Here is a 22,314-nt window from a genome sequence, read left to right on the forward strand (position 1 = left end):
GCGTGGCGCGTCCGTTCGATTCCCCCTCCACCCCACCCGTCCGTCGTGCCCACCGGCTGAGGTTGCGTTTCCCTGATGTCGAGTCACCACACCGCGCCCGCGCGGGAACCAGCACGGCTACCGTCGTACTCGTACGCGTATTCCTACGCGTTTCCGCACGACGTCGAGGGGGCGTACGCGGCATGAGTCTCGAGGACGACGAGGAGACCTCCGGCGGCTACGGCGGCACGGGCCACACCCGCACCCGCCTGCCCGACCGGAGCGGCGACGTGTACGGCGGCGCACGGCGCGGCCGCTCGTCCTCAAGAAGCCTGGTCACGGTCGTCGGGGTCGTCGTCCTCCTCATCGCCGCGATCGCCTTCGCGAACCGCGGAGAGGACGACCCGGACCCGACAGCGACTTCGGGGTCCCAACCGGACGCTTCCAGCACGGCGGCGAGCGGATCGAAGCCGGTTCAGTCGGGCTTCGCCCGGAATGAGCAGGGGGCGGAGAGCGCGGCGGCGAACTACGCGGTATCACTCGGTTCGGCGGAGATGTTCAACAAGGTCCAGCGTGACGCCATCCTGCAGACCATCATCGCCCCCTCCAAGGTCTCGGGCTTCAAGTCGACGTTGGACAAGGCGTACACGCCAGCGTTCAACAAGGCTGTCGGCCTGAACGAGGACGGCACCGCACCAACGGGCTACACCTTCGTGTCACGTACGAGCCCGATCGGCACCAAGGTCACCGAGCCCTCCAGCACCAACGCAACCGTCGAGGTCTGGTGCAGCGGACTCCTCGGCCTCGCCGGCGAGCAATCCACGAACCCGGTCACCAGCAGCTGGTTCACCATCACGATGAAACTGGAGTGGACCGACGGCGACTGGAAGATCGTGACGCACTCTCAGAAGGACGGCCCATCGCCCGTTCCAGGCGACGAGAGGGCTTCCAGCGCCGACGACATGGCCAAGGCTGTCCAGCAGTACGGAGGGTTCACATATGCCCGCTAGCCACCACGCACTCAAGCTGACTGCCGCCGTCACGGCGGTGCAAACCGCAGCCGTGCTCATGGCCACGCGGGCCTTCGCCGCACCCACGCCTTCGCCCACTCCGAGCAACGACCCCTGCGACCTGATCCACGGCCCCGCCAAGGACTACTGCCAACAAGACGGAGGCGGCGGTGCCCGCCGATCCGCCCCCACCACCCCCCTCACCGACACCCTCGACCCCCTCTCCTCCCTCGCGAAGGGCTGCGCCGACGCCGCCTCATGGACCGTCGACCAGCTCAGCAAGGCCGTGAAGGAGACGGCGAACGTCGACTTCACCAACCCGAAGTTCCTCAAGCAGTACGCCGTGGTCTTCGCCGCCTCCGCGATCCTCACGCTCCTGCTGTGGCTGCTGGCCGTCGCCAAGCGGGCCGTACGCGGCGTCCCCCTCACCACAGCCATCAGCGAAGCGATCGGCTTCCTCTGGCTGACCGTCCTCGCCTCCGCCTTCACTCCGCTGATCCTCTACACAGTCGTCTCCGCGACGGACGGCGTCAGTGAGGTCCTGGCGAAGACGACGGGCAATCAGACGGACGCGTTCTTCGGCACGTTCTCCGAGGCCCTCGACAAGGGCGACGACATCGGCGGCGGCCCGATCATGCTGATGCTGGTGTCGCTGGTCTCCGTCGTCGCGGCCGGCGTCCTCTACCTGGAGCTGTACCTCAGGGCCGTCCTGCTGTACGTCGGCGCGCTCCTCGGCGTCGTCGTCTACGCCGGCCTCGTCGACAAGAACCTGTGGGGCCACGTCCGCCGCTGGGCGGGCGTGATGATCGCGGTCATCCTCGTCAAGCCGGTGATCGTGATCGTCCTCGGCCTGGCCGGGGCCCTGGCCTCCGACGGCGGCCCCGACTCGGTCGCCGCGATCGTCTCCGGTCTCGCCATCATCCTGCTCGCGATCTTCGCCAGCGGCATGATCTACCGCTTCGTCCCCGGCTTCGGCGACGAGATCGCCAACTCCCGCAACAACCGCATCATGCAGGGCGCGGAAGGCAAGGCCGCGGCCGTCATGACCTCCCCGGCGACCTTCGTCGCACAGGGCATCAAGACCCACAGCACCCGCGCCGACAGCGGCGGCGGAGGCCAGGGCGGCTCGGGCGGCGCCCGCCCGAGCAACCCGGCGTCCGGCGGTGTCGCCGCACACAGCTCGCGCAACGCGAACGGAGGCGGCGGATCTGTCCCCTCCGCCGCCCCCGCTCCCCGCGCGGGCAGCCCGGTGAACACCCCGCACGCCAGCAACAACCGCAACAGCAGTACCAACCGCACGGGAGGTGAAGGGCGTTGACGACCGAGTCCCACGTGTCCCATCCGGTCACGCCCCGCCGTACATATCTGATCGGCCGCGCCCGGCCGAACGCGATCGTCGGCAGGAATCGTGAAACCGGCGAGATCGCGCTCATCATCGGCGGCGCGTTCCTCGGAATGATGTGCGGGCTCCTCGTTCCGGTGCTGTCACTGCGCATCGTGACGCTGGTGGGCTTCCCCTTGATCGCGCTGGCCGCGGTCTACGTGCCGTACAAGCGCCGCACGTTCTACAAGTGGTTCGAGATCAACCGCAGCTACAAGCGCAGCCTCAAGCAGAGCGCCACCTACCGCTCCGGCGTCGTCGAGGCAGGCACCGGCCTCGACGGCCGCGAGGTGGAGATCGGCCCGCCGCCCGGAATCGGCCGCATCACCTGGCTGGCCGCCCCGTTCGGCCCCGACGAGATCGCCGTACTCCTGCACGCGGACCGCCGTACGGTGACCGCGGCGATCGAGATCGAGGGCCCCGGCGTCGGCCTGCGCGACAGCGAGGACCAGGAGGCCCTCGTCGACCGCTTCGGCACCCTCCTCAAGCACGTGGCCAACGGCGACGGCTTCGTCACCCGCCTCCAGATGCTCGCCCGCACCCTCCCCGCCGACCCCGACGCCCACAACAAGGACGTCGCCGTACGCGGGGACGAGAAGGCACCGACCTGGCTGCAGCAGTCGTACGACCAGCTGCAGTCGATGGTGTCGACCAGCAGCGAGCAGCACCGCGCGTACCTCGTCGCCTGTATGCACTTCACCCGCGAACTGGCCGCCGAGGCGAACGCCATGGCGCGGGCGGCACGGCCCCACAACGGCCGCAAGCTCGACCGGGACGCCGGCCTCGCCGTCGTCATGGCCCGCGAGCTGACGGACATCTGCTCCCGCCTCCAGGAGGCCGACATCCGCGTCCGCCAGCCCCTCGGCCAGGGCCGGCTCGCCTCCCTCATCCACTCCATGTACGACCCGGACCACCCCATCGACCACATCCAGGCGATGACCAAGCGCAACGCCTGGCCGGCCGAACTGGACGCGATGGAACCGACGTACCTCCAGGCGAAGACGCGCGAGTCCTCCACCCGCGCCCCCTGGTGCCACGCCACGGCCTGGGTGAAGGAATGGCCGATGACCCCGGTGGGCGTCAACTTCCTTGCGCCCCTGCTGGTGCACACCCCGGACGTCATCCGCACGGTCGCCGTCACGATGGACCTCGAACCCACCGAGGTCGCCATCGAGCGGATGCTCACCGAGAAGACCAACGACGAGGCCGAGGCGTCCCGCGCCGCCAAGATGAACCGCACCGTCGACCCTCGCGACGTCGCCTCACACAACCGCCTCGACCAGCGCGGAGAAGACCTCGCCAGCGGCGCCGCCGGCGTCAACCTGGTCGGCTACATCACCGTCTCCTCCCGCAACCCCGAGGCCCTGGCCCGCGACAAGCGGACCATCCGGGCGTCGGCCGGAAAGTCGTACCTGAAACTGGAGTGGTGCGACCGCGAGCACCATCGCGCCTTCGTGAACACGCTTCCGTTCGCCACCGGCATTCGAAGGTAGGGGCCGCCGCATGCGGGATCCGATGTCCATCCTCACCGACGCCTTCACGTCCTTCCTCTTCGGGAAGGTCGAGACGACCCGCCTTCCGGTACGCACCTCCACAGGCCAGGCCCAGGCCGTCTACCTCCCGACCGCCGCCCCCGGCCTCGGCGACTCCGGCGTCATCATCGGCCGCGAGGTCTACTCCGGGAAGGGGTACATCTACGACCCCTTCCAGCTGTACGGCCAGCAGCTCCCGGCGCCGCACTGGCTGGTCCTCGGCGAGTCGGGCAACGGCAAGTCGGCCCTGGAGAAGACGTACGTCCTGCGCCAACTGCGCTTCCGCGACCGTCAGGTCGTCGTCCTCGACGCACAGGGCGAGGACGGCGTCGGCGAATGGAACCTCGTCGCGCAGGAGCTGGGTATAACCCCCATCCGGCTCGACCCGACGGCGGCCCTGGACCACGGAATCCGCCTCAACCCGCTCGACCCCGCGATCACGACCACGGGGCAGTTGGCTCTGCTCCGGACCATCATCGAGGTCGCGATGGGGCACGGCCTGGACGAGCGCTCGGGCTTCGCGCTGAAGGTCGCGCACGCCTACGTCAACGAGACGATCGTCGAACGCCAGCCGGTCCTCACGGACATCGTCGACCAGCTACGGCACCCCGAGCCGGAGTCGGCCGAGGCGATGAACGTCGACATAGAGGACGTCCGGGCATGGGGCCTGGACGTGGCGCTGGTCCTCGACCGCCTGGTCGACGGTGACCTGCGCGGCATGTTCGACGGCCCCACGACGGTCGGCATCGACCTCGACGCCCCCCTGATCGTGTTCGACCTGTCCCACATCGACCGCAACTCCATCGCCATGCCGATCCTGATGGCGATCGTCGGCGTGTGGCTGGAGCACACCTGGATCCGCCCCGACCGGAAGAAGCGCATCTTCCTCGTCGAGGAGGCCTGGCACATCATCAACAGCCCCTTCGTGGCCCAGCTCTTCCAGCGGCTGCTGAAGTTCGGCCGCCGCCTGGGCCTGTCGTTCGTCGCGGTCGTCCACCATCTGTCCGACGTCGTGGACGGAGCGGCGGCGAAGGAAGCCGCCGCGATCCTGAAGATGGCGTCCACCCGGACGATCTACGCCCAGAAGGCCGACGAGGCGAGGGCGACGGGCCGGGTACTGGGCCTGCCCCGCTGGGCGGTGGAGATCATCCCGTCCCTCACGCCCGGCATCGCCGTGTGGGACGTCAACGGCAATGTCCAGGTCGTCAAACACCTGGTCACCGAGACGGAACGGCCACTGGTCTTCACCGACCGCGCCATGACCGAGTCGTCCGTCGACCACCAGCTGCTGGACGACGCCCTGCACGCGGCCGAGGTGGAGGCGGAGGAACGGGCGGCGGCGTTCGTGGAACAGCACCTCGGCGACTCCGAGTCGACGGTGGCGTAGGGCGAGCACGAGCGGGGAGCGGGGAACCATGAGACCGGGTGACGAGCGCTACCGCCGACCGGACGGCCAGGGAGGCATGCCCGACGGCATGCTGGTCGGCCTGCTCGCCTTCGTCCTCGGCATGACCGTCCTGGTCTGGACGGCCACGGGCCTGGCCGGCCTGTTCGCGCACGGCGCCTGGCCCACCGGCGTCACCTTCACCCGCACCCCCCTGGCGATGCGCCACCTGATCGCCCAACCCCACGACATCACCGGCGCCTGGCCCGACGCCGACCCCACCGCCGTCTCCGGCTACGGCCTCTTCTGGGGCCTGTTCATCGGCCAGCTGATGATCCTGGTCGTCCTGACGGTGTTCATCCTGGGCACCCTGGCCCGCTGGAGAGCAGTCCGGGTGAGGAAACGGGCAGGGGGCACCCACGCCGGGCCGACACCGGGCACCACCGCGTACGAGGTCCCGGCCCAGAGGCCAACGCCCGAGCCGCACCACCCCGGCACCGCCGCCCCCTATCAGCCACCACTGGAGCAACTCCCCGCACAGACGGCGACGGAGCCCACCCACCAGCCGCGACTCGCACAGCCCTCCGCCGCCCACCCCACGGCCCCCCACACCGCGGCACAGGCACCCGCCCAACCCCTCGCAGCCCAACCTCTCGCAGCCCAACCGGTCGCAGCCCAACCGGTCGCAGCCCAACCGGTCGCGTCACAGCCCCTCGCGTCCGAGCCCCTCGCGTCCCCGACCACCAGCGGACAGGCGGGCGCATGGGAAACCCACCGTGCCGAAGGCCCGGTGCACTACGGCCCCCCGGCGATTCGCCACGCCACCGCGATCCAGGCCGTACGCGACGCGGAGGGCCCCGCCCTCATCCTGACCTCGAACCCCGCCCTCTGGCAGGACACCAAGGACGCCCGAGCCAAACTCGGCCCGGTCCACGTCTACGACCCCACCCACCTCTGCGACACGCCGGCCCGCCTCCACTGGTCCCCCACGGCCGGCTGCGAGAACAAACAGACCGCGGCATCCACAGCCACCGCGCTCCTCGCCCCCATCCGCCCCACCGCGAAAATCGACCAAGCCGTCACCGACGTGGCCGAAACGCTCCTCCGTAGCTACCTGCACGCCGCCGCGATCGACGGCCGCACGATCCGCCACGTCCACCGCTGGTCCCAGGGCATCCAGATCCAGGACGCCGTACGAACCCTCCGTACGAACGCCAAGGCGGCCTCCGGCTCCGCGGGCGAGCTCGAGGCGGCCCTCACCGCCCACCCCGAACGCCGGGACATCGCCCAGGAGCTGGCCGCCCGAGCCCTCTCGGCTCTCTCCACGGTCAACATCCGCGAGGCCTGCACTCCCAACCGAGGTGATGCCCTCGCCCTGGATTCCTTCGTGGACGAAGGGGGCACGCTTTACGTGGTGGGTGAATCCATCGAGGACCCCCGAACACACCCGGGCGCGATGCCACTCCTCACGGCCCTCACCTCAAGCGTGGTCGAGCGCGGCCGGCACATGGCCGAACGGTCATCCTCCGGTCGCCTCGACCCACCACTCACCCTCGTCCTGGACGACGTCGCCGCCGTGGCCCCGCTGCCCCAGCTCCCGGAGCTGCTGGCCGCCGGAGCGAACCGCGGTCTGCCGACCCTGGCCCTGCTCCGCTCCCGCGAACAGGCCCGCACGCGCTGGCCGAACGCCGAACTCCCGGCATAACCCCCTCGACCACGCACACCGGCGTCAGTCCTGCCCCCGCTCGAGGACGAACTCCAACTCGTTCTCCCCCGGCGCCACCGTCAACGGCACGGTACGCCCAGTCGGCACGAACCCCACCCGGCGATAGAACCGCTGCGCCCGCCCGTTCTCCTCGTGCACGATCAGCCGCACCCGCTCCGCCCCCCGCCCCCACGCCCACTCCAGGCCCGCGTCGAACAACACCTCGGTCAGCCCGCTCCCCCGCTCCTCGGGCCGGACGAACACACCGACGACGTGCCCCTGCAGCAGCTCCACCGGAAACCCGGCCCAGTCCGTCGTCCCGGGCTCCTCCAGCAGCACGGTCAGCGTCCCCACCCACTGTCCGTCCGGCCCCTCGGCGATGATCTGCTGCGTCCCGGCCGCCCCTTCGGCACCACCGGCCGTCCGCTCCTTCCAGAAGGAGTCCGGCCTGGCAGCCGCCTCTTCGTAGGTCTCCAGGAAGGCGAGGTGCGCGACCGGATCCCGCAGCGCCGAAAGCCTCAACTCCTTGGCGGCAGGCCACTCGTCAGCACGCACGGACCGGATCACGTAGCTACTCATACGTCCCACGCTAGTACCCCGGTACTACACCGCTCACCGCATATACGGCCCCCGACCTGTGACGACGGCGCCCACACCCTTCACCATGGACCTCGTGGCGGAAGAACAGGCGACGCGGAACCTCGCACCTCAGGACCGCACGACGGAACCCCTCACCGAGTACGTCCACCGCGCCGGCCGACGAGTCCGCGCCTTCGACCGGCGCCACCCTCTCGTCTGGGACCTGCACGTCACCGGCTTCTGGGTGACGGCGGCCCTCATCGACTACCTGGGCGGCGGCTGGCGCAACGTCACCCGCAACCCCGACACCCCCGGCTGGCTGCTCCTCACCCTCAGCCTGGCCCTCTCGCTCCCGCTCCTCCAGCGCCGCGCCCACCCCAGGTCCGTACTCCTCATGATGGCCCCGTTCGCGCTGGTCAACGCCTGGACGGGAGCGGCTCTCCAGGCTTCCATGCTCCAAATGCTCGTCGTCTTCCACCTCGCCCTGCGCCGCCCTCCGCGCACCCTGTGGTGGACGACGGCCCTGATCCTCACGATCGACACCGTGACGACCCTCCGCCACCCCCAGGAAAGCCCGGACCACCGCATCGTCCCGATGCTGATGTCGATCATCGTAGCGGCAGCGATCGGTATCACGGTCCGCACCCGCCGCAACTACACCGAGGCCCTGGAGGACCGCGCCCGCCGTCTGGAGATCGAACGCGACCAGCAGGCCCGCCTCGCCGCCGCCGCCGAACGCGCCCGTATAGCCCGCGAGATGCACGACATCATCGGCCACAATCTCTCCGTCATCACCAGCCTCGCCGACGGCGGCCGCTACGCCGCGACCAAGGCCCCCGAACGCGCCGCCGAGGCCCTGAACGCCATCTCCACCACCAGCCGCCAGGCCCTGACGGAACTCCGCCGCCTCCTGGACGTCCTACGCGACGAGACCAAGGCCCCCGCCCCGGAACTCACCCCGCAACCCACCCTCACCGACCTCGACCACCTGATAGCCGGCGTACGCTCCGCCGGCCTCCCCGTCCACACCACCGTCCACGGCACACCGACCCTCCCCCCGGGCCGCCAGCTCACCGTCTACCGAGTCATCCAGGAAGCCCTCACCAACACCCTGAAACACGCCGGCCCCGGCGCCACCTCACACATCACCCTCTCCTACGAGGACCAGGGCGCCGTCACCGTCACGGCGACCGACACCGGCCGCGGGGGCGAACCCGACGGCACCGCGGGCCGCGGACTTCCCGGCATGCGCGAGCGAACGGCCCTGTACGGCGGCACACTTGAAGCCGGCCCCCGCCAACCCCCCGACCGGGGCTGGCGCGTCCACCTTCACCTCCCGGAGGAATCCCCGCAGTGACCACGGTCCTCATCGTCGACGACCAGCCCCTCCAACGCCTCGGCTTCCGCATGCTGCTGGAGAGCCAGGACGACATGACGGTGCTGTCAGAGGCGACCAACGGCAGTGAGGCGGTCCGGCTGGCCGCCGAACTCCACCCCGACGTCGTCCTGATGGACGTCCGTATGCCCGGCCTGGACGGCATCGAGGCCACCCGCCGCATCACCGCCGTCGGCGACCGCACCCGAGTCCTGATCCTCACGACGTTCGACCTGGACGAGTACGCGTACGCGGGCCTGCGCGCCGGCGCTTCCGGCTTCCTGGTGAAGGACGCCCAGCCGGAGGACCTTCTCTCCGGTATCCGCTCGGTGGCGACGGGCGACGCGGTGGTGGCCCCCAGCCTGACCCGCCGCCTCCTGGACGCCTACGCCCAGCACCTCCCGCGGCCGGACACCCCCACCGACGGCCTGGAAAGACCGGATGCCCGCCTGACAGCCCTCACGGACCGCGAACGCGAGATCCTCACCGTCATCGGCCTGGGCTGGACGAACACCGAGATAGCCACGCGTCTCCACCTGGCCGAATCCACAGTGAAGACCCACGTGGGCCGCATTCTCTCGAAGACGGGCTCCCGGGACCGTATCCAGGCGGTCATCCTGGCCTACGACACAAGGCTGGTGAATCCGTCCTGAGAACCTTTTAGAACCCTGAAGTCCTGGCCCAAGTCCCTTAAACGCAGAAAACCCCCGTGCCCATGGCACGGGGGTTTTCCCAAAAATTGTTCGGCGGCGTCCTACTCTCCCACAGGGTCCCCCCTGCAGTACCATCGGCGCTGTAAGGCTTAGCTTCCGGGTTCGGAATGTAACCGGGCGTTTCCCTCACGCTAAAACCACCGAAACACTATGAAACTGAACTGCCGCACCACACCCGTGGCCCTGGGTATGGGGCTGTTCGTGGTTTCAGAACCAACACAGTGGACGCGAGCAACTGAGGACAAGCCCTCGGCCTATTAGTACCGGTCACCTCCACACGTTACCGTGCTTCCAGATCCGGCCTATCAACCCAGTCGTCTACTGGGAGCCTTAACCCCTCAAAGGGGGTGGGAATACTCATCTCGAAGCAGGCTTCCCGCTTAGATGCTTTCAGCGGTTATCCCTCCCGAACGTAGCCAACCAGCCATGCCCTTGGCAGAACAACTGGCACACCAGAGGTTCGTCCGTCCCGGTCCTCTCGTACTAGGGACAGCCCTTCTCAATATTCCTACGCGCGCAGCGGATAGGGACCGAACTGTCTCACGACGTTCTAAACCCAGCTCGCGTACCGCTTTAATGGGCGAACAGCCCAACCCTTGGGACCGACTCCAGCCCCAGGATGCGACGAGCCGACATCGAGGTGCCAAACCATCCCGTCGATATGGACTCTTGGGGAAGATCAGCCTGTTATCCCCGGGGTACCTTTTATCCGTTGAGCGACGGCGCTTCCACAAGCCACCGCCGGATCACTAGTCCCGACTTTCGTCCCTGCTCGACCCGTCGGTCTCACAGTCAAGCTCCCTTGTGCACTTACACTCAACACCTGATTGCCAACCAGGCTGAGGGAACCTTTGGGCGCCTCCGTTACTCTTTAGGAGGCAACCGCCCCAGTTAAACTACCCATCAGACACTGTCCCTGATCCGGATCACGGACCCAGGTTAGACATCCAGCACGACCAGACTGGTATTTCAACGACGACTCCACCTGAACTGGCGTCCAAGCTTCACAGTCTCCCAGCTATCCTACACAAGCCGAACCGAACACCAATATCAAACTGTAGTAAAGGTCCCGGGGTCTTTCCGTCCTGCTGCGCGAAACGAGCATCTTTACTCGTAGTGCAATTTCACCGGGCCTATGGTTGAGACAGTCGAGAAGTCGTTACGCCATTCGTGCAGGTCGGAACTTACCCGACAAGGAATTTCGCTACCTTAGGATGGTTATAGTTACCACCGCCGTTTACTGGCGCTTAAGTTCTCAGCTTCGCCAAGACGAATCCTGACTAACCGGTCCCCTTAACGTTCCAGCACCGGGCAGGCGTCAGTCCGTATACATCGCCTTACGGCTTCGCACGGACCTGTGTTTTTAGTAAACAGTCGCTTCTCGCTGGTCTCTGCGGCCACCCCCAGCTCGAGGAGCACGTCCTCTCACCAGTGATGGCCCCCCTTCTCCCGAAGTTACGGGGGCATTTTGCCGAGTTCCTTAACCATAGTTCACCCGAACGCCTCGGTATTCTCTACCTGACCACCTGAGTCGGTTTAGGGTACGGGCCGCCATGAAACTCGCTAGAGGCTTTTCTCGACAGCATAGGATCATCCACTTCACCACAATCGGCTCGGCATCAGGTCTCAGACTATTGCCAGGCGGATTTACCTACCTGACGTCCTACACCCTTACCCCGGGACAACCACCGCCCGGGATGGACTACCTTCCTGCGTCACCCCATCACTCACCTACTACAAGTCTGGTCCGTCGGCTCCACCACTTTCCTTTCCCCGAAGGGTCCGGAACGGCTTCACGGACTTAGCATCGCCTGATTCAATGTTTGACGCTTCACAGCGGGTACCGGAATATCAACCGGTTATCCATCGACTACGCCTGTCGGCCTCGCCTTAGGTCCCGACTTACCCTGGGCAGATCAGCTTGACCCAGGAACCCTTAGTCAATCGGCGCACACGTTTCCCACGTGTGTATCGCTACTCATGCCTGCATTCTCACTCGTGAACCGTCCACCACTCGCTTACACGGCGGCTTCACCCGGCACACGACGCTCCCCTACCCATCACAGCGGGCGTTGGCCCTCATGCTGCAATGACACGACTTCGGCGGTACGCTTGAGCCCCGCTACATTGTCGGCGCGGAATCACTAGACCAGTGAGCTATTACGCACTCTTTCAAGGGTGGCTGCTTCTAAGCCAACCTCCTGGTTGTCTGTGCGACTCCACATCCTTTCCCACTTAGCGTACGCTTAGGGGCCTTAGTCGATGCTCTGGGCTGTTTCCCTCTCGACCATGGAGCTTATCCCCCACAGTCTCACTGCCGCGCTCTCACTTACCGGCATTCGGAGTTTGGCTAAGGTCAGTAACCCGGTAGGGCCCATCGCCTATCCAGTGCTCTACCTCCGGCAAGAAACACACGACGCTGCACCTAAATGCATTTCGGGGAGAACCAGCTATCACGGAGTTTGATTGGCCTTTCACCCCTAACCACAGGTCATCCCCCAGGTTTTCAACCCTGGTGGGTTCGGTCCTCCACGAAGTCTTACCTCCGCTTCAACCTGCCCATGGCTAGATCACTCCGCTTCGGGTCTTGAGCGTGCTACTGAAACGCCCTGTTCGGACTCGCTTTCGCTACGGCTACCCCACCCGGGTTAACCTCGCAACACACCGCAAACTCGCAGGCTCATTCTTCAAAAGGCACGCAGTCACGACGCACCAAGCAAGCTTGATGCGCGACGCTCCCACGGCTTGTAGGCACACGGTTTCAGGTACTATTTCACTCCGCTCCCGCGGTACTTTTCACCATTCCCTCACGGTACTATCCGCTATCGGTCACCAGGGAATATTTAGGCTTAGCGGGTGGTCCCGCCAGATTCACACGGGATTTCTCGGGCCCCGTGCTACTTGGGTGTCTCTCAAACGAGCCGTTGACGTTTCGACTACGGGGGTCTTACCCTCTACGCCGGACCTTTCGCATGTCCTTCGCCTACATCAACGGTTTCTGACTCGTCTCACGGCCGGCAGACCGTAAAAGAGAGATCCCACAACCCCGCATACGCAACCCCTGCCGGGTCTCACACGTATACGGTTTAGCCTCATCCGGTTTCGCTCGCCACTACTCCCGGAATCACGGTTGTTTTCTCTTCCTGCGGGTACTGAGATGTTTCACTTCCCCGCGTTCCCTCCACTTGCCCTATGTGTTCAGGCAAGGGTGACAGCCCATGACGACTGCCGGGTTTCCCCATTCGGACACCCCCGGATCAAAGCCTGGTTGACGACTCCCCGGGGCCTATCGTGGCCTCCCACGTCCTTCATCGGTTCCTGGTGCCAAGGCATCCACCGTGCGCCCTTAAAAACTTGGCCACAGATGCTCGCGTCCACTGTGCAGTTCTCAAACAACGACCAGCCACCCATCACCCCGAACCAACCGGTTCGAGTGCACTGGGGCCGGCAACTGAAGATCCAGACTCTCAAGCCCGTACCCTCAGACACCCAACAGCGTGCCCGGCATCCCTGCCGCTTCCCTCAACGTTCCACGCTCCGAAGAGCAGTACTGGAAGGAGAAGACGATCAAGTATGCCGAATAGTCAACGTTCCACCCTTGAGCAACCAGCACCGGACATTCGCCGATGTACTGGCCTCTGACCTCACCCCGGAGGGATCGGTAAGAAGTGCTCCTTAGAAAGGAGGTGATCCAGCCGCACCTTCCGGTACGGCTACCTTGTTACGACTTCGTCCCAATCGCCAGTCCCACCTTCGACAGCTCCCTCCCACAAGGGGTTGGGCCACCGGCTTCGGGTGTTACCGACTTTCGTGACGTGACGGGCGGTGTGTACAAGGCCCGGGAACGTATTCACCGCAGCAATGCTGATCTGCGATTACTAGCAACTCCGACTTCATGGGGTCGAGTTGCAGACCCCAATCCGAACTGAGACAGGCTTTTTGAGATTCGCTCCACCTCACGGTATCGCAGCTCATTGTACCTGCCATTGTAGCACGTGTGCAGCCCAAGACATAAGGGGCATGATGACTTGACGTCGTCCCCACCTTCCTCCGAGTTGACCCCGGCGGTCTCCTGTGAGTCCCCATCACCCCGAAGGGCATGCTGGCAACACAGAACAAGGGTTGCGCTCGTTGCGGGACTTAACCCAACATCTCACGACACGAGCTGACGACAGCCATGCACCACCTGTACACCGACCACAAGGGGGGCACCATCTCTGATGCTTTCCGGTGTATGTCAAGCCTTGGTAAGGTTCTTCGCGTTGCGTCGAATTAAGCCACATGCTCCGCTGCTTGTGCGGGCCCCCGTCAATTCCTTTGAGTTTTAGCCTTGCGGCCGTACTCCCCAGGCGGGGAACTTAATGCGTTAGCTGCGGCACCGACGACGTGGAATGTCGCCAACACCTAGTTCCCACCGTTTACGGCGTGGACTACCAGGGTATCTAATCCTGTTCGCTCCCCACGCTTTCGCTCCTCAGCGTCAGTAATGGCCCAGAGATCCGCCTTCGCCACCGGTGTTCCTCCTGATATCTGCGCATTTCACCGCTACACCAGGAATTCCGATCTCCCCTACCACACTCTAGCTAGCCCGTATCGAATGCAGACCCGGGGTTAAGCCCCGGGCTTTCACACCCGACGTGACAAGCCGCCTACGAGCTCTTTACGCCCAATAATTCCGGACAACGCTTGCGCCCTACGTATTACCGCGGCTGCTGGCACGTAGTTAGCCGGCGCTTCTTCTGCAGGTACCGTCACTTTCGCTTCTTCCCTGCTGAAAGAGGTTTACAACCCGAAGGCCGTCATCCCTCACGCGGCGTCGCTGCATCAGGCTTTCGCCCATTGTGCAATATTCCCCACTGCTGCCTCCCGTAGGAGTCTGGGCCGTGTCTCAGTCCCAGTGTGGCCGGTCGCCCTCTCAGGCCGGCTACCCGTCGTCGCCTTGGTGAGCCATTACCTCACCAACAAGCTGATAGGCCGCGGGCTCATCCTTCACCGCCGGAGCTTTTAACCACCATTCAGGAGAATGGAAGTGTTATCCGGTATTAGACCCCGTTTCCAGGGCTTGTCCCAGAGTGAAGGGCAGATTGCCCACGTGTTACTCACCCGTTCGCCACTAATCCCCACCGAAGTGGTTCATCGTTCGACTTGCATGTGTTAAGCACGCCGCCAGCGTTCGTCCTGAGCCAGGATCAAACTCTCCGTGAATGTTCTCCCGTAATCGGGATGACACCACGAGAGCGGAACAGCCAGGCGGAATAAGCCCGGCCGTTCACAGCGTCCTCGCTGTGTTTTCTTCAAAGGAACCTCGCCCTCCCAATGACTGAGAGAGACGGGGTATCAACATATCTGGCGTTGACTTTTGGCACGCTGTTGAGTTCTCAAGGAACGGACGCTTCCTTTGTACTCACCCGAGAGACTCTCTCAGGCTTTCCTCCGGGCGCTTCCCTTCGGTCTTGCGTTCCCGACTCTATCAGATCTTTTTCTCGATCCGATTCCCTGTCGGCGGGTTGCTTTCCGGCTTTTCGGCCTTCCAGCGGTGTTGACTTTATCAGATCCTTTCGGTGTCCGACTCCCAGTCAACCGGGCTTGTCTTCGCGGCTGTTGGGCCGTTCCGACGTCTCAAACTCTAGCTGATTCCACCGGCAGGTCCCAAATCGAGGTGCCGGGCCCCAATCGAATTGCATTCGGGCACGCCGAATTCAATCCCGTTGGGAGATCGTGCTGATGGTTTGAGGTGCCGCTCATGCGGCGGAGGTGCCACCGCAGAACCGTTACGGCCCCGTGGCAACCCGAAGAACTTTACGGATCGGGCGAGTGGCTGTCAAGCGCCGCCTGTCAAGATCTTTTTATGGGCGCAGGGGTCGCCATCAGTCCAGGTCGGTGAGCCGACCGCCGGCGTCCGGCTGGGCGTGCTCGACTCTGCGCAGGAGACGGATGAGGACCTCACCGAGGGCCGTGCGGTCGTCCGGGGAGAGGTCCTGGAGGAGATCCTCCTCGAAGACGGTCGCGAGGCGCATCGCCTCCAGCCACTTCTCGCGGCCCTCCCCTGTCAGCTCGACGATCACGCGGACGCGGTTGGACTCGTCCCGTTCCCTGGTGACCAGACTCTCGGTGACCATGCGGTCGATCCGGTGGGTCATCGCGGCCGGTGTCAGGCCGAGTCGCTTGGCGAGGTCACTGGGACCCAGGCGATAGGGGGCACCGGAAAGGACGAGCGCCTTGAGGACCTCCCAGTCCGCGTTGCTGATGCCGAGGGCGGAGGTCTGGCGGCCGTAGGCGACGTTCATACGGCGGTTCAGCCGGGAGAGCGCCGAGACGATCTTCTCGACCTGGGGGTCGAGGTCCTGGAACTCGCGCTGGTACGCGGCGATCTGCTCTTCGAGTGTCGGTTCGCCGAGGGTGTCGGGGGTGTCGCCCATGAGCGCAAGTCTCGCACGGGGCCTGCTTGGCGTTGAAGTCCTTCTATGTGTACTATTCAACTTCTAACTTTAGCTTTGAAATCTTCAGCTCTGTATACCAACGGGGTTCAACAACTACCTGAGAGAGGTGAACGTGACCAGGGCGATGGGCGCAGCGATGCGCCGGATCCACGTGGGCAACGCACTCAGCGCGTTCGGGCTCGGTTTCACCGTCCCCTACCTGTACGTCTATGTGGCACAGGTGCGCGGGCTGGGAGCCATGACGGCGGGGCTGGTCCTCGCCGTCTTCGCCGTCGCGGCGCTGATCGTGTTGCCGTTCGCCGGCCGGGCGATCGTGCGTCGTGGCCCGCTGCCGGTGTTGCTCGTCGCCCTGGTCACCGCCGCGCTGGGCGCGTTGAGCCTGGGGCTCGCGAGCAACGCGCCCACCGTGCTGCTCTCGGCGGCCGCTCTCGGGGCCGGGCAGGCCGTGATGCAGCCGGCGCTGGCGACGATGATCGTGGACTGCTCGACGGCCGACACCCGCTCGCGTTCCTTCGCGACACAGTTCTTCCTGCAGAACCTGGGGCTCGGCGTCGGCGGGCTCATCGGCGGTCATCTGGTCGACACGACGAGCGCCTCCTCCTTCACCCTGCTGTTCTCGATCGAGGCGGCGATGTTCCTGCTGCTGGTCGTGGTGATGGCGACGGTGCGCACGCCGCACTCGCCCCGCTTCGAGGACGCGCCGGGGCGGCCGGGGTCGGCCCGGGGCAGCTGGAAGCAGCTGCTCGGCAACCGGGCGATGGTGCAGCTGTGTGTGCTGGGCTTCGTGCTGTTCTTCGCCTGCTACGGGCAGTTCGAGTCCGGGCTGAGCGCCTACGGGGTGGAGGCCGCCGGGATCTCGACGTCCGCGTTGGGGACGGCGTTGGCCGCCAACACCGCGATGATCGTGGTCGCGCAGTTCGCCGTGCTGAAGTTCGTCGAGCGGCGCAGGCGGTCTCGGGTGATCGCCGCCGTCGGGCTGATCTGGGCCGTGGCGTGGGTCGCCGCGGGGTATGCCGGGCTCGGGCACGGCAGCCGGGAGATGGCGACGGCCGCGTTCGTCTCCACGTACGCGTTGTTCGGTCTGGGTGAGGCGATGTTGTCGCCGACGGTGGCTCCGCTGGTGGCGGATCTCGCGCCCGCGGGGATGGCGGGGCAGTACAACTCGGCGTTCGCCCTGGTGAAGCAGCTCGCGCTGGCTGTCGGGCCGGCGGTGGGTGGGCCCATGGGGGCCTCGCTGCACGCGCCGTACATCGTGACGTTCTTGCTGTTCTCGTTGGGGATCACGTATTTGGCGGTGCGGTTGGGGCGGGGCCTGACCGTGGCGCAGGATCAGCCGTGGTCGGCGAGGAGCCGGGTGGTGGCCCAGGGCGGTCCCGCCCCGGCCGACCACACCCAGGCGCACGCCTGAGGTCTCCGGGGAACCGGACCTTCGGTCACTTCGTGCTCGCGGGGAGCGCGAACTCGCACCACACCGACTTCCCGCCCCCGCATGTCCGGCGGGCCCCCCATGAGGAGGCGATCGTCGCGACGATGGCGATGCCCCGGCCGGACTCGTCACCGGGCTCCGCTCGGCGGCGGCGGGGAAGGTGGTCGTCGCCGTCGGTGACCTCGACGATCAGGCGCCGGTCGGTACGGCGCAGGCGCAGCCGCATCGGCGGCGTGCCGTGTTGCAGGGAGTTCGCGACCAGCTCGCTGACCGCGAGGACACCCAGGTCGTGCAGCTCCACGGAGAACCGCCAACTGGTCAGCACGCCGGAGGCGAACGCACGCGCGCGTGGCGCCGCTTCCACACCGCCGAGGAGCTCCAGCGCCGCGTTGCGGAAGAGCTCGCTGTCCGGGCCCGTACGGGCGGGGTGCTGGAGGACCAGGACGGCCACGTCGTCGTCGTGGTCGGCGGTGACGCCGGCCGAGCGGACCAGACGGTCGCAGACGACCTGGGGTGTGCCGGTCGCGCCGGACAGGGCCCGCTCGAGCGAGGCGATTCCCTCGTCCAGGTCCTCGGTCCGGCGTTCCACCAGGCCGTCCGTGTACAGGACGGCGGTGGAGCCGGGGCCGAGCGGGATCGAGCCCGAGGCGTGCATCCAGCCGCCCGTGCCGAGGGGCGGGCCGGTGGGCTCGTCGGCGCGCAGGACCTCGCCGTTCTCGTCGCGGACCAGGATGGGCAGGTGGCCGGCCGAGGCGTACACCAGCCGGCCCTCGTTCGGGTCGTGGATGGCGTAGACGCAGGTGGCGATCTGGTTGGCGTCGATCTCCGCGGCGAGGCCGTCCAGGAGCTGGAGGATCTCGTGCGGGGGGAGGTCCAGGCGGGCGTAGGCCCGCACCGCGGTGCGGAGTTGGCCCATGACCGCGGCCGCGCGGACTCCTCGGCCCATCACGTCGCCGATCACGAGGGCGGTGCGGCCGCCGCCCAGGGTGATCACGTCGTACCAGTCGCCGCCGACGGCGGCCTCCGTGCCGCCCGGCTGGTAGGTGGCCGCGACGCGCAGGTCGTCGGGCTGTTCCAGTTCCTGGGGGAGCAGGGAGCGCTGGAGGGTGACCGCGGTTTCCCGTTGCTCCCGTTCGCTGGCTCTGAGGCGTTCGGCGGCCTCGGCGTGGTCGGTGACGTCGGTGGCGAAGACGAGCACGCCTCCGCCGTCGCCCTGGGCGACCGGGGTGCAGGTGAAGGTGTAGGAGCGGCCGTCGGGGGCCTTGCGGGACTTGACGGTGCGGGGCTTTCCGCTGCGCAGGACCTGGTCCAGGAGCGGGAGCAGACCGAGTTCGTCGAGTTCCGGGACGGCCTCGCGGGCCGGGGCGCCGGTCGGGCGGGTGCCGAAGGCCGTCACATAGGCGTCGTTGACGTAGGCGAGGCGGTGGTCGGGACCGTGGACGAGGGCGACGAGGGCGGGGACGCGGTCCAGGACCTCGCGTACCGGCAGTTCGTCGACGGCGGGCACCGGTGGGGCGGCGTCGGTGAGTTGTTCGGCGCGGGCCGCGGGCACGGACGAGCTCGCGGCGTCCTCCCCCCGGTCCGGGGTCACCGGGTGGTCGGTCCGCGCTGCGGCGCGGCGCTGCGTTCCGGGGATGCGGGCGCTCCAGCGCGTGAAGTTCACGAATCCTTGCCTCGTGTCGTCGTCTGCGGCGTCTTCGGCCGGCTCCGGACCCGGTGGGGGGTCAGGGGGGCGGCACCCCGGGATTGCAGCACTGGGGGAAGCCTCGTGGGTTCGAAGGGCGGGGTCGGTCCGTCATGCGTGGGGGGGGGGACCAGTCTGGCAGGGCGGCCGACCGGGTCGGCATCCGTCAGACGCCTACCCCGTGGCTGAAGTTCCTCGGTCCGGTCAGGACGACCCCTTCGGGTCGTTCGAGGGGTCATGAGGAGGCTTTCCACCGGCCGCGAGTTCGAACTCCGCTCGGGGATGTTCGAGTGATCCCAGGGAGACGATCTCTCTCTTGAAGAGCCCGGACAGGGTCCATTCGGCCAGGACACGGGCCTTGCGGTTGAAGGTGGGGACCCTGCTGAGGTGGTAGACGCGGTGCATGAACCAGGCAGGGTAGCCCTTCAGCTTGCGTCCGTAGACGTGTGCGACACCTTTGTGGAGCCCCAGCGACGCCACCGAGCCGACGTACTTGTGGGAGTACGTCTCCAGGGGCTCGCCGCGCAGGGAGTGCGCGATGTTGTCGCCGAGGACCTTCGCCTGGCGGAGCGCGTGCTGGGCGTTGGGGGCGGTCTCCTTGCCGGGTTCTTCGGCGGTGACGTCGGGGACGGCCGCCGCGTCTCCGGCTGCCCAAGCGTGCGTGATGCCCTCGATCGTCAACTGGGCGGTGCATTTCAGGCGCCCGCGTTCGTTCAGGGGCAGGTCGGTGGCGGCGAGGAGCGGGTGGGGTTTCACACCGGCGGTCCAGACGACCGTACGGGTCGGGAAGCGGGCGCCGTCGCTGAGGACGGCGACGCGGTCGGCGCAGGACTCCAGGCGGGTGTTCAGGCGTACGTCGATGTTGCGGCGGCGCAGTTCGGTGACGGTGTAGCGGCCCATCTCCTCGCCGACCTCGGGCAGGATGCGGTCCGATGCCTCGACGAGGATCCACTTCATGTCCTGGGGCCGGATGTTGTGGTAGTAGCGCGCGGTGTAGCGGGCCATGTCCTCCAGCTCGCCGAGTGCCTCGACGCCGGCATAGCCGCCGCCGACGAAGACGAAGGTGAGGGCCGCGTCGCGGACGGCGGGGTCGCGGGTGGAGGAGGCGATGTCCATCTGCTCGATGACGTGGTTGCGCAGGCCGATGGCCTCCTCGACGGTCTTGAAGCCGATGGCGTGCTCGGCGAGACCGGGGACGGGCAGGGTGCGTGAGATCGAGCCGGGGGCGAGGACGAGTTCGTCGTACGACAGCTGCTGGGCGCCGGTGCCCTCCTCCTCGGTGGCGAGTGTGGTGAGGGCGGCGGTGCGCTTGGCGTGGTCGATGGAGGTGACCTCGCCGACGACGACCCGGCAGCGGTCCAGGACGCGGCGCAGGGGTACCACGACATGGCGCGGGGAGATGGATCCGGCTGCCGCTTCGGGGAGGAAGGGCTGATAGGTCATGTACGGGTCGGGCGTGACCACAGTGATCTCGGCCTCGCTCCGCTCCAGTTCCCGTTTCAGCTTCCGCTGGAGACGCAGGGCCGTGTACATCCCGACGTAGCCACCGCCGACAACGAGAATGCGCGCACGTTCCTTCACCATCCCATGACGCACCGGGCGCTTGCGTTTGTCCACAGCCTCGACAATTTGTGTGACCGCGCGCCATCGGCGCACAGGGTTGGCCGAATCACCAGAGTGCGCGGTATCCTCGCAGGTCAGTGGGTGTGTCCCGGGCGGTTGGAGGGGGCGAAATCAGGACGTATGCGCCCCGTACTCCGATCGGGGTGCGCTCCGTGCGGAACGTGCCCCTTCTGAATTGACCCTCACTCAACTATGTTCGTGTGTCGACGGGGTGTAGAGGGAATGCGCCTTCGGGTCCGCGACCGACGGGCCCGGGAAGCGGGCCTGTTCCGTTCACCCCGGCTTTCAGGTGGCGGGGAGAGTCTCCGGGGGGAGACGTCATTACCGGGGGATCACTTATGCATGTTCAGGACTCTCATTGGTCGTCCGCGTCCACCATCGCACCTGCTGGGGCGATGGGCGGCGCGATCGGCTCAGCGATGAGCGTGGCGGGCAACAACGGACGCGGGGACAGTTCGCGGACCACACCGCTGCGCGTGGACGCACAGCGCAATCTGGAGCACGTGCTGCGTGCGGCGCGGGAGGTCTTCGGCGAGCTGGGGTACGGCGCGCCGATGGAGGACGTGGCGCGGCGCGCGCGGGTCGGCGTCGGCACGGTGTACCGGCGCTTCCCGAGCAAGGACGTCCTGGTGCGACGGATAGCCGAGGAGGAGACCTCCCGGCTGACCGACCAGGCACGGACGGCGCTCGGTCAGGAGGACGAACCGTGGTCGGCGCTCTCGCGCTTCCTGCGGACGTCGGTGGCCTCGGGCGCCGGGCGGCTGCTGCCGCCGCAGGTGCTGCGGGTCGGCGTGGCGGACGAGGGCACCGGGTTCGAGGCGGCGCGGGTGCCGCAGCAGCGGACCCAGCCGGGCTCCGGGGAGTTACGGATCCTGGCGGACGAGGCTCCGGCGCTCTCCGCGGACGACACGGGCGCGACGGCCCTGCTCGACGTCGTGGGTCAGCTCGTGGAGCGGGCCCGCGCGGCGGGTGAATTGCGGACAGATGTGTCGGTGGCGGACGTCCTGCTGGTCATAGCGACGGCGGCACCCTCGCTGCCGGACGCGGCACAGCAGGCGGCTGCCTCGTCGCGGCTGCTGGACATCCTTCTGGAGGGCCTGCGCTCGCGGCCGGCTTGAGGAACTGGGGCCCGGGAGACGCCAACCTGTGGGGCGAGTGCCCCCGAAGAGGCCATCCTGTGAGGCGGCGCCCGTCACCGGGCGTCGCCTTGTGGCTCGCGACCGTGACTCGAACAGGTGACGGTGGAGAGTGAGCGCCGCACCGCTCTCACCCCGGGTGCAGTACGTGGGGACAATTCCGTTGCTTCTCGGGCGCTCTTCTCAACTCCCGCACGTAGAAAGCCGATTGAGGCCTCCCGGTCCACGTGACGACCGGTGCCGCGTCGCCTGAAGTCCGTACGGACGACGGGAAGGGCCGCACGGCAGGGTCCTGAACAAAAGCCCATATGGCACTCTGACCGGGTGTTCGGGACTGGTAGGGCCGG

General features: G+C 66.8%; 13 protein-coding genes and 3 rRNA genes. 9 read left to right on the plus strand and 7 right to left on the minus strand.

Annotated elements, in window-relative coordinates; translation table 11 throughout:
• The first annotated feature begins 182 nt into the window (after nt 1–182).
• The 5 genes from OHA64_RS22695 to OHA64_RS22715 are packed head-to-tail and all read left to right on the plus strand — an operon-like array spanning nt 183 to nt 6,991.
• Nucleotides 183–989: a hypothetical protein gene (locus tag OHA64_RS22695; protein ID WP_405615892.1), complete on the plus strand. Its 807-nt coding sequence runs from the start codon at nt 183–185 to the stop codon at nt 987–989.
• Nucleotides 979–2,307, plus strand: a complete 1,329-nt coding sequence (locus OHA64_RS22700; protein WP_405615894.1) for a hypothetical protein — start codon at nt 979–981, stop codon at nt 2,305–2,307. Before OHA64_RS22695 ends, OHA64_RS22700 begins: the two co-directional genes overlap by 11 nt.
• A complete protein-coding gene (locus tag OHA64_RS22705) occupies nt 2,304–3,863 on the plus strand; it encodes an SCO6880 family protein (RefSeq protein ID WP_405615896.1) in 1,560 nt (519 codons plus the stop codon). Before OHA64_RS22700 ends, OHA64_RS22705 begins: the two co-directional genes overlap by 4 nt.
• Before the next feature lie 10 nt (nt 3,864–3,873).
• Entirely contained in the window at nt 3,874–5,289 is a 1,416-nt protein-coding gene (locus OHA64_RS22710; protein ID WP_405615898.1) for an ATP-binding protein, read from the plus strand.
• Between the two features lie 28 nt (nt 5,290–5,317).
• Nucleotides 5,318–6,991: a type VI secretion protein gene (locus OHA64_RS22715; RefSeq protein ID WP_405615900.1), complete on the plus strand. Its 1,674-nt coding sequence runs from the start codon at nt 5,318–5,320 to the stop codon at nt 6,989–6,991.
• Nucleotides 6,992–7,015: 24 nt separating this feature from the next.
• Here OHA64_RS22715 and OHA64_RS22720 read toward each other — a convergent pair whose 3' ends face one another.
• Entirely contained in the window at nt 7,016–7,570 is a 555-nt protein-coding gene (locus OHA64_RS22720) for a GNAT family N-acetyltransferase (RefSeq protein ID WP_405615902.1), read from the minus strand.
• 85 nt (nt 7,571–7,655) lie between these two features.
• Between OHA64_RS22720 and OHA64_RS22725 the strand changes: the two genes are divergently transcribed.
• Both OHA64_RS22725 and OHA64_RS22730 read left to right on the plus strand, forming a co-directional pair.
• Nucleotides 7,656–8,927, plus strand: a complete 1,272-nt coding sequence (locus OHA64_RS22725) for a sensor histidine kinase (protein WP_405615904.1) — start codon at nt 7,656–7,658, stop codon at nt 8,925–8,927.
• Nucleotides 8,924–9,598: a response regulator gene (locus OHA64_RS22730; RefSeq protein ID WP_405615906.1), complete on the plus strand. Its 675-nt coding sequence runs from the start codon at nt 8,924–8,926 to the stop codon at nt 9,596–9,598. Before OHA64_RS22725 ends, OHA64_RS22730 begins: the two co-directional genes overlap by 4 nt.
• A gap of 88 nt (nt 9,599–9,686) precedes the next feature.
• Here the strand turns inward: OHA64_RS22730 and rrf are convergent.
• The 4 genes from rrf to OHA64_RS22750 form a co-directional block, all read right to left on the minus strand.
• Nucleotides 9,687–9,803, minus strand: a 5S ribosomal RNA gene (rrf, locus tag OHA64_RS22735).
• Nucleotides 9,804–9,895: 92 nt separating this feature from the next.
• Nucleotides 9,896–13,018 (minus strand): 23S ribosomal RNA (locus OHA64_RS22740).
• A 319-nt stretch (nt 13,019–13,337) separates the two neighbouring features.
• Nucleotides 13,338–14,863 (minus strand): 16S ribosomal RNA (locus OHA64_RS22745).
• The 16S, 23S and 5S rRNA genes sit together here, the layout of an rRNA operon.
• A 662-nt stretch (nt 14,864–15,525) precedes the next feature.
• On the minus strand, nt 15,526–16,077 hold the full coding sequence (locus tag OHA64_RS22750) for a MarR family winged helix-turn-helix transcriptional regulator (RefSeq protein ID WP_405615908.1): 552 nt from the start codon (nt 16,075–16,077) through the stop codon (nt 15,526–15,528).
• Nucleotides 16,078–16,222: 145 nt separating this feature from the next.
• On the opposite strand from OHA64_RS22750, the gene OHA64_RS22755 reads away from it, so the two are divergent.
• Nucleotides 16,223–17,506 carry an MFS transporter gene (locus tag OHA64_RS22755; RefSeq protein ID WP_405624056.1) on the plus strand — a complete coding sequence of 428 codons (1,284 nt, stop codon included), beginning with the start codon at nt 16,223–16,225 and terminating at the stop codon, nt 17,504–17,506.
• 25 nt (nt 17,507–17,531) lie between these two features.
• Here the strand turns inward: OHA64_RS22755 and OHA64_RS22760 are convergent, their stop codons facing one another.
• A complete protein-coding gene (locus OHA64_RS22760; RefSeq protein WP_405615910.1) occupies nt 17,532–19,187 on the minus strand; it encodes a SpoIIE family protein phosphatase in 1,656 nt (551 codons plus the stop codon).
• A 225-nt stretch (nt 19,188–19,412) separates the two neighbouring features.
• Nucleotides 19,413–20,792, minus strand: coding sequence for an NAD(P)/FAD-dependent oxidoreductase (locus OHA64_RS22765; protein WP_405615912.1), 1,380 nt, complete (start codon nt 20,790–20,792; stop codon nt 19,413–19,415).
• A 377-nt stretch (nt 20,793–21,169) separates the two neighbouring features.
• Here OHA64_RS22765 and OHA64_RS22770 point away from each other — a divergent pair, with 377 nt between their 5' ends.
• On the plus strand, nt 21,170–21,949 hold the full coding sequence (locus OHA64_RS22770; RefSeq protein ID WP_405615915.1) for a TetR/AcrR family transcriptional regulator: 780 nt from the start codon (nt 21,170–21,172) through the stop codon (nt 21,947–21,949).
• Nucleotides 21,950–22,314: the final 365 nt, after the last annotated feature.

It is taken from the genome of Streptomyces sp. NBC_00076 (genome assembly GCF_045041235.1).
In the GTDB taxonomy this organism is placed as follows: Bacteria; Actinomycetota; Actinomycetes; order Streptomycetales; family Streptomycetaceae; genus Streptomyces.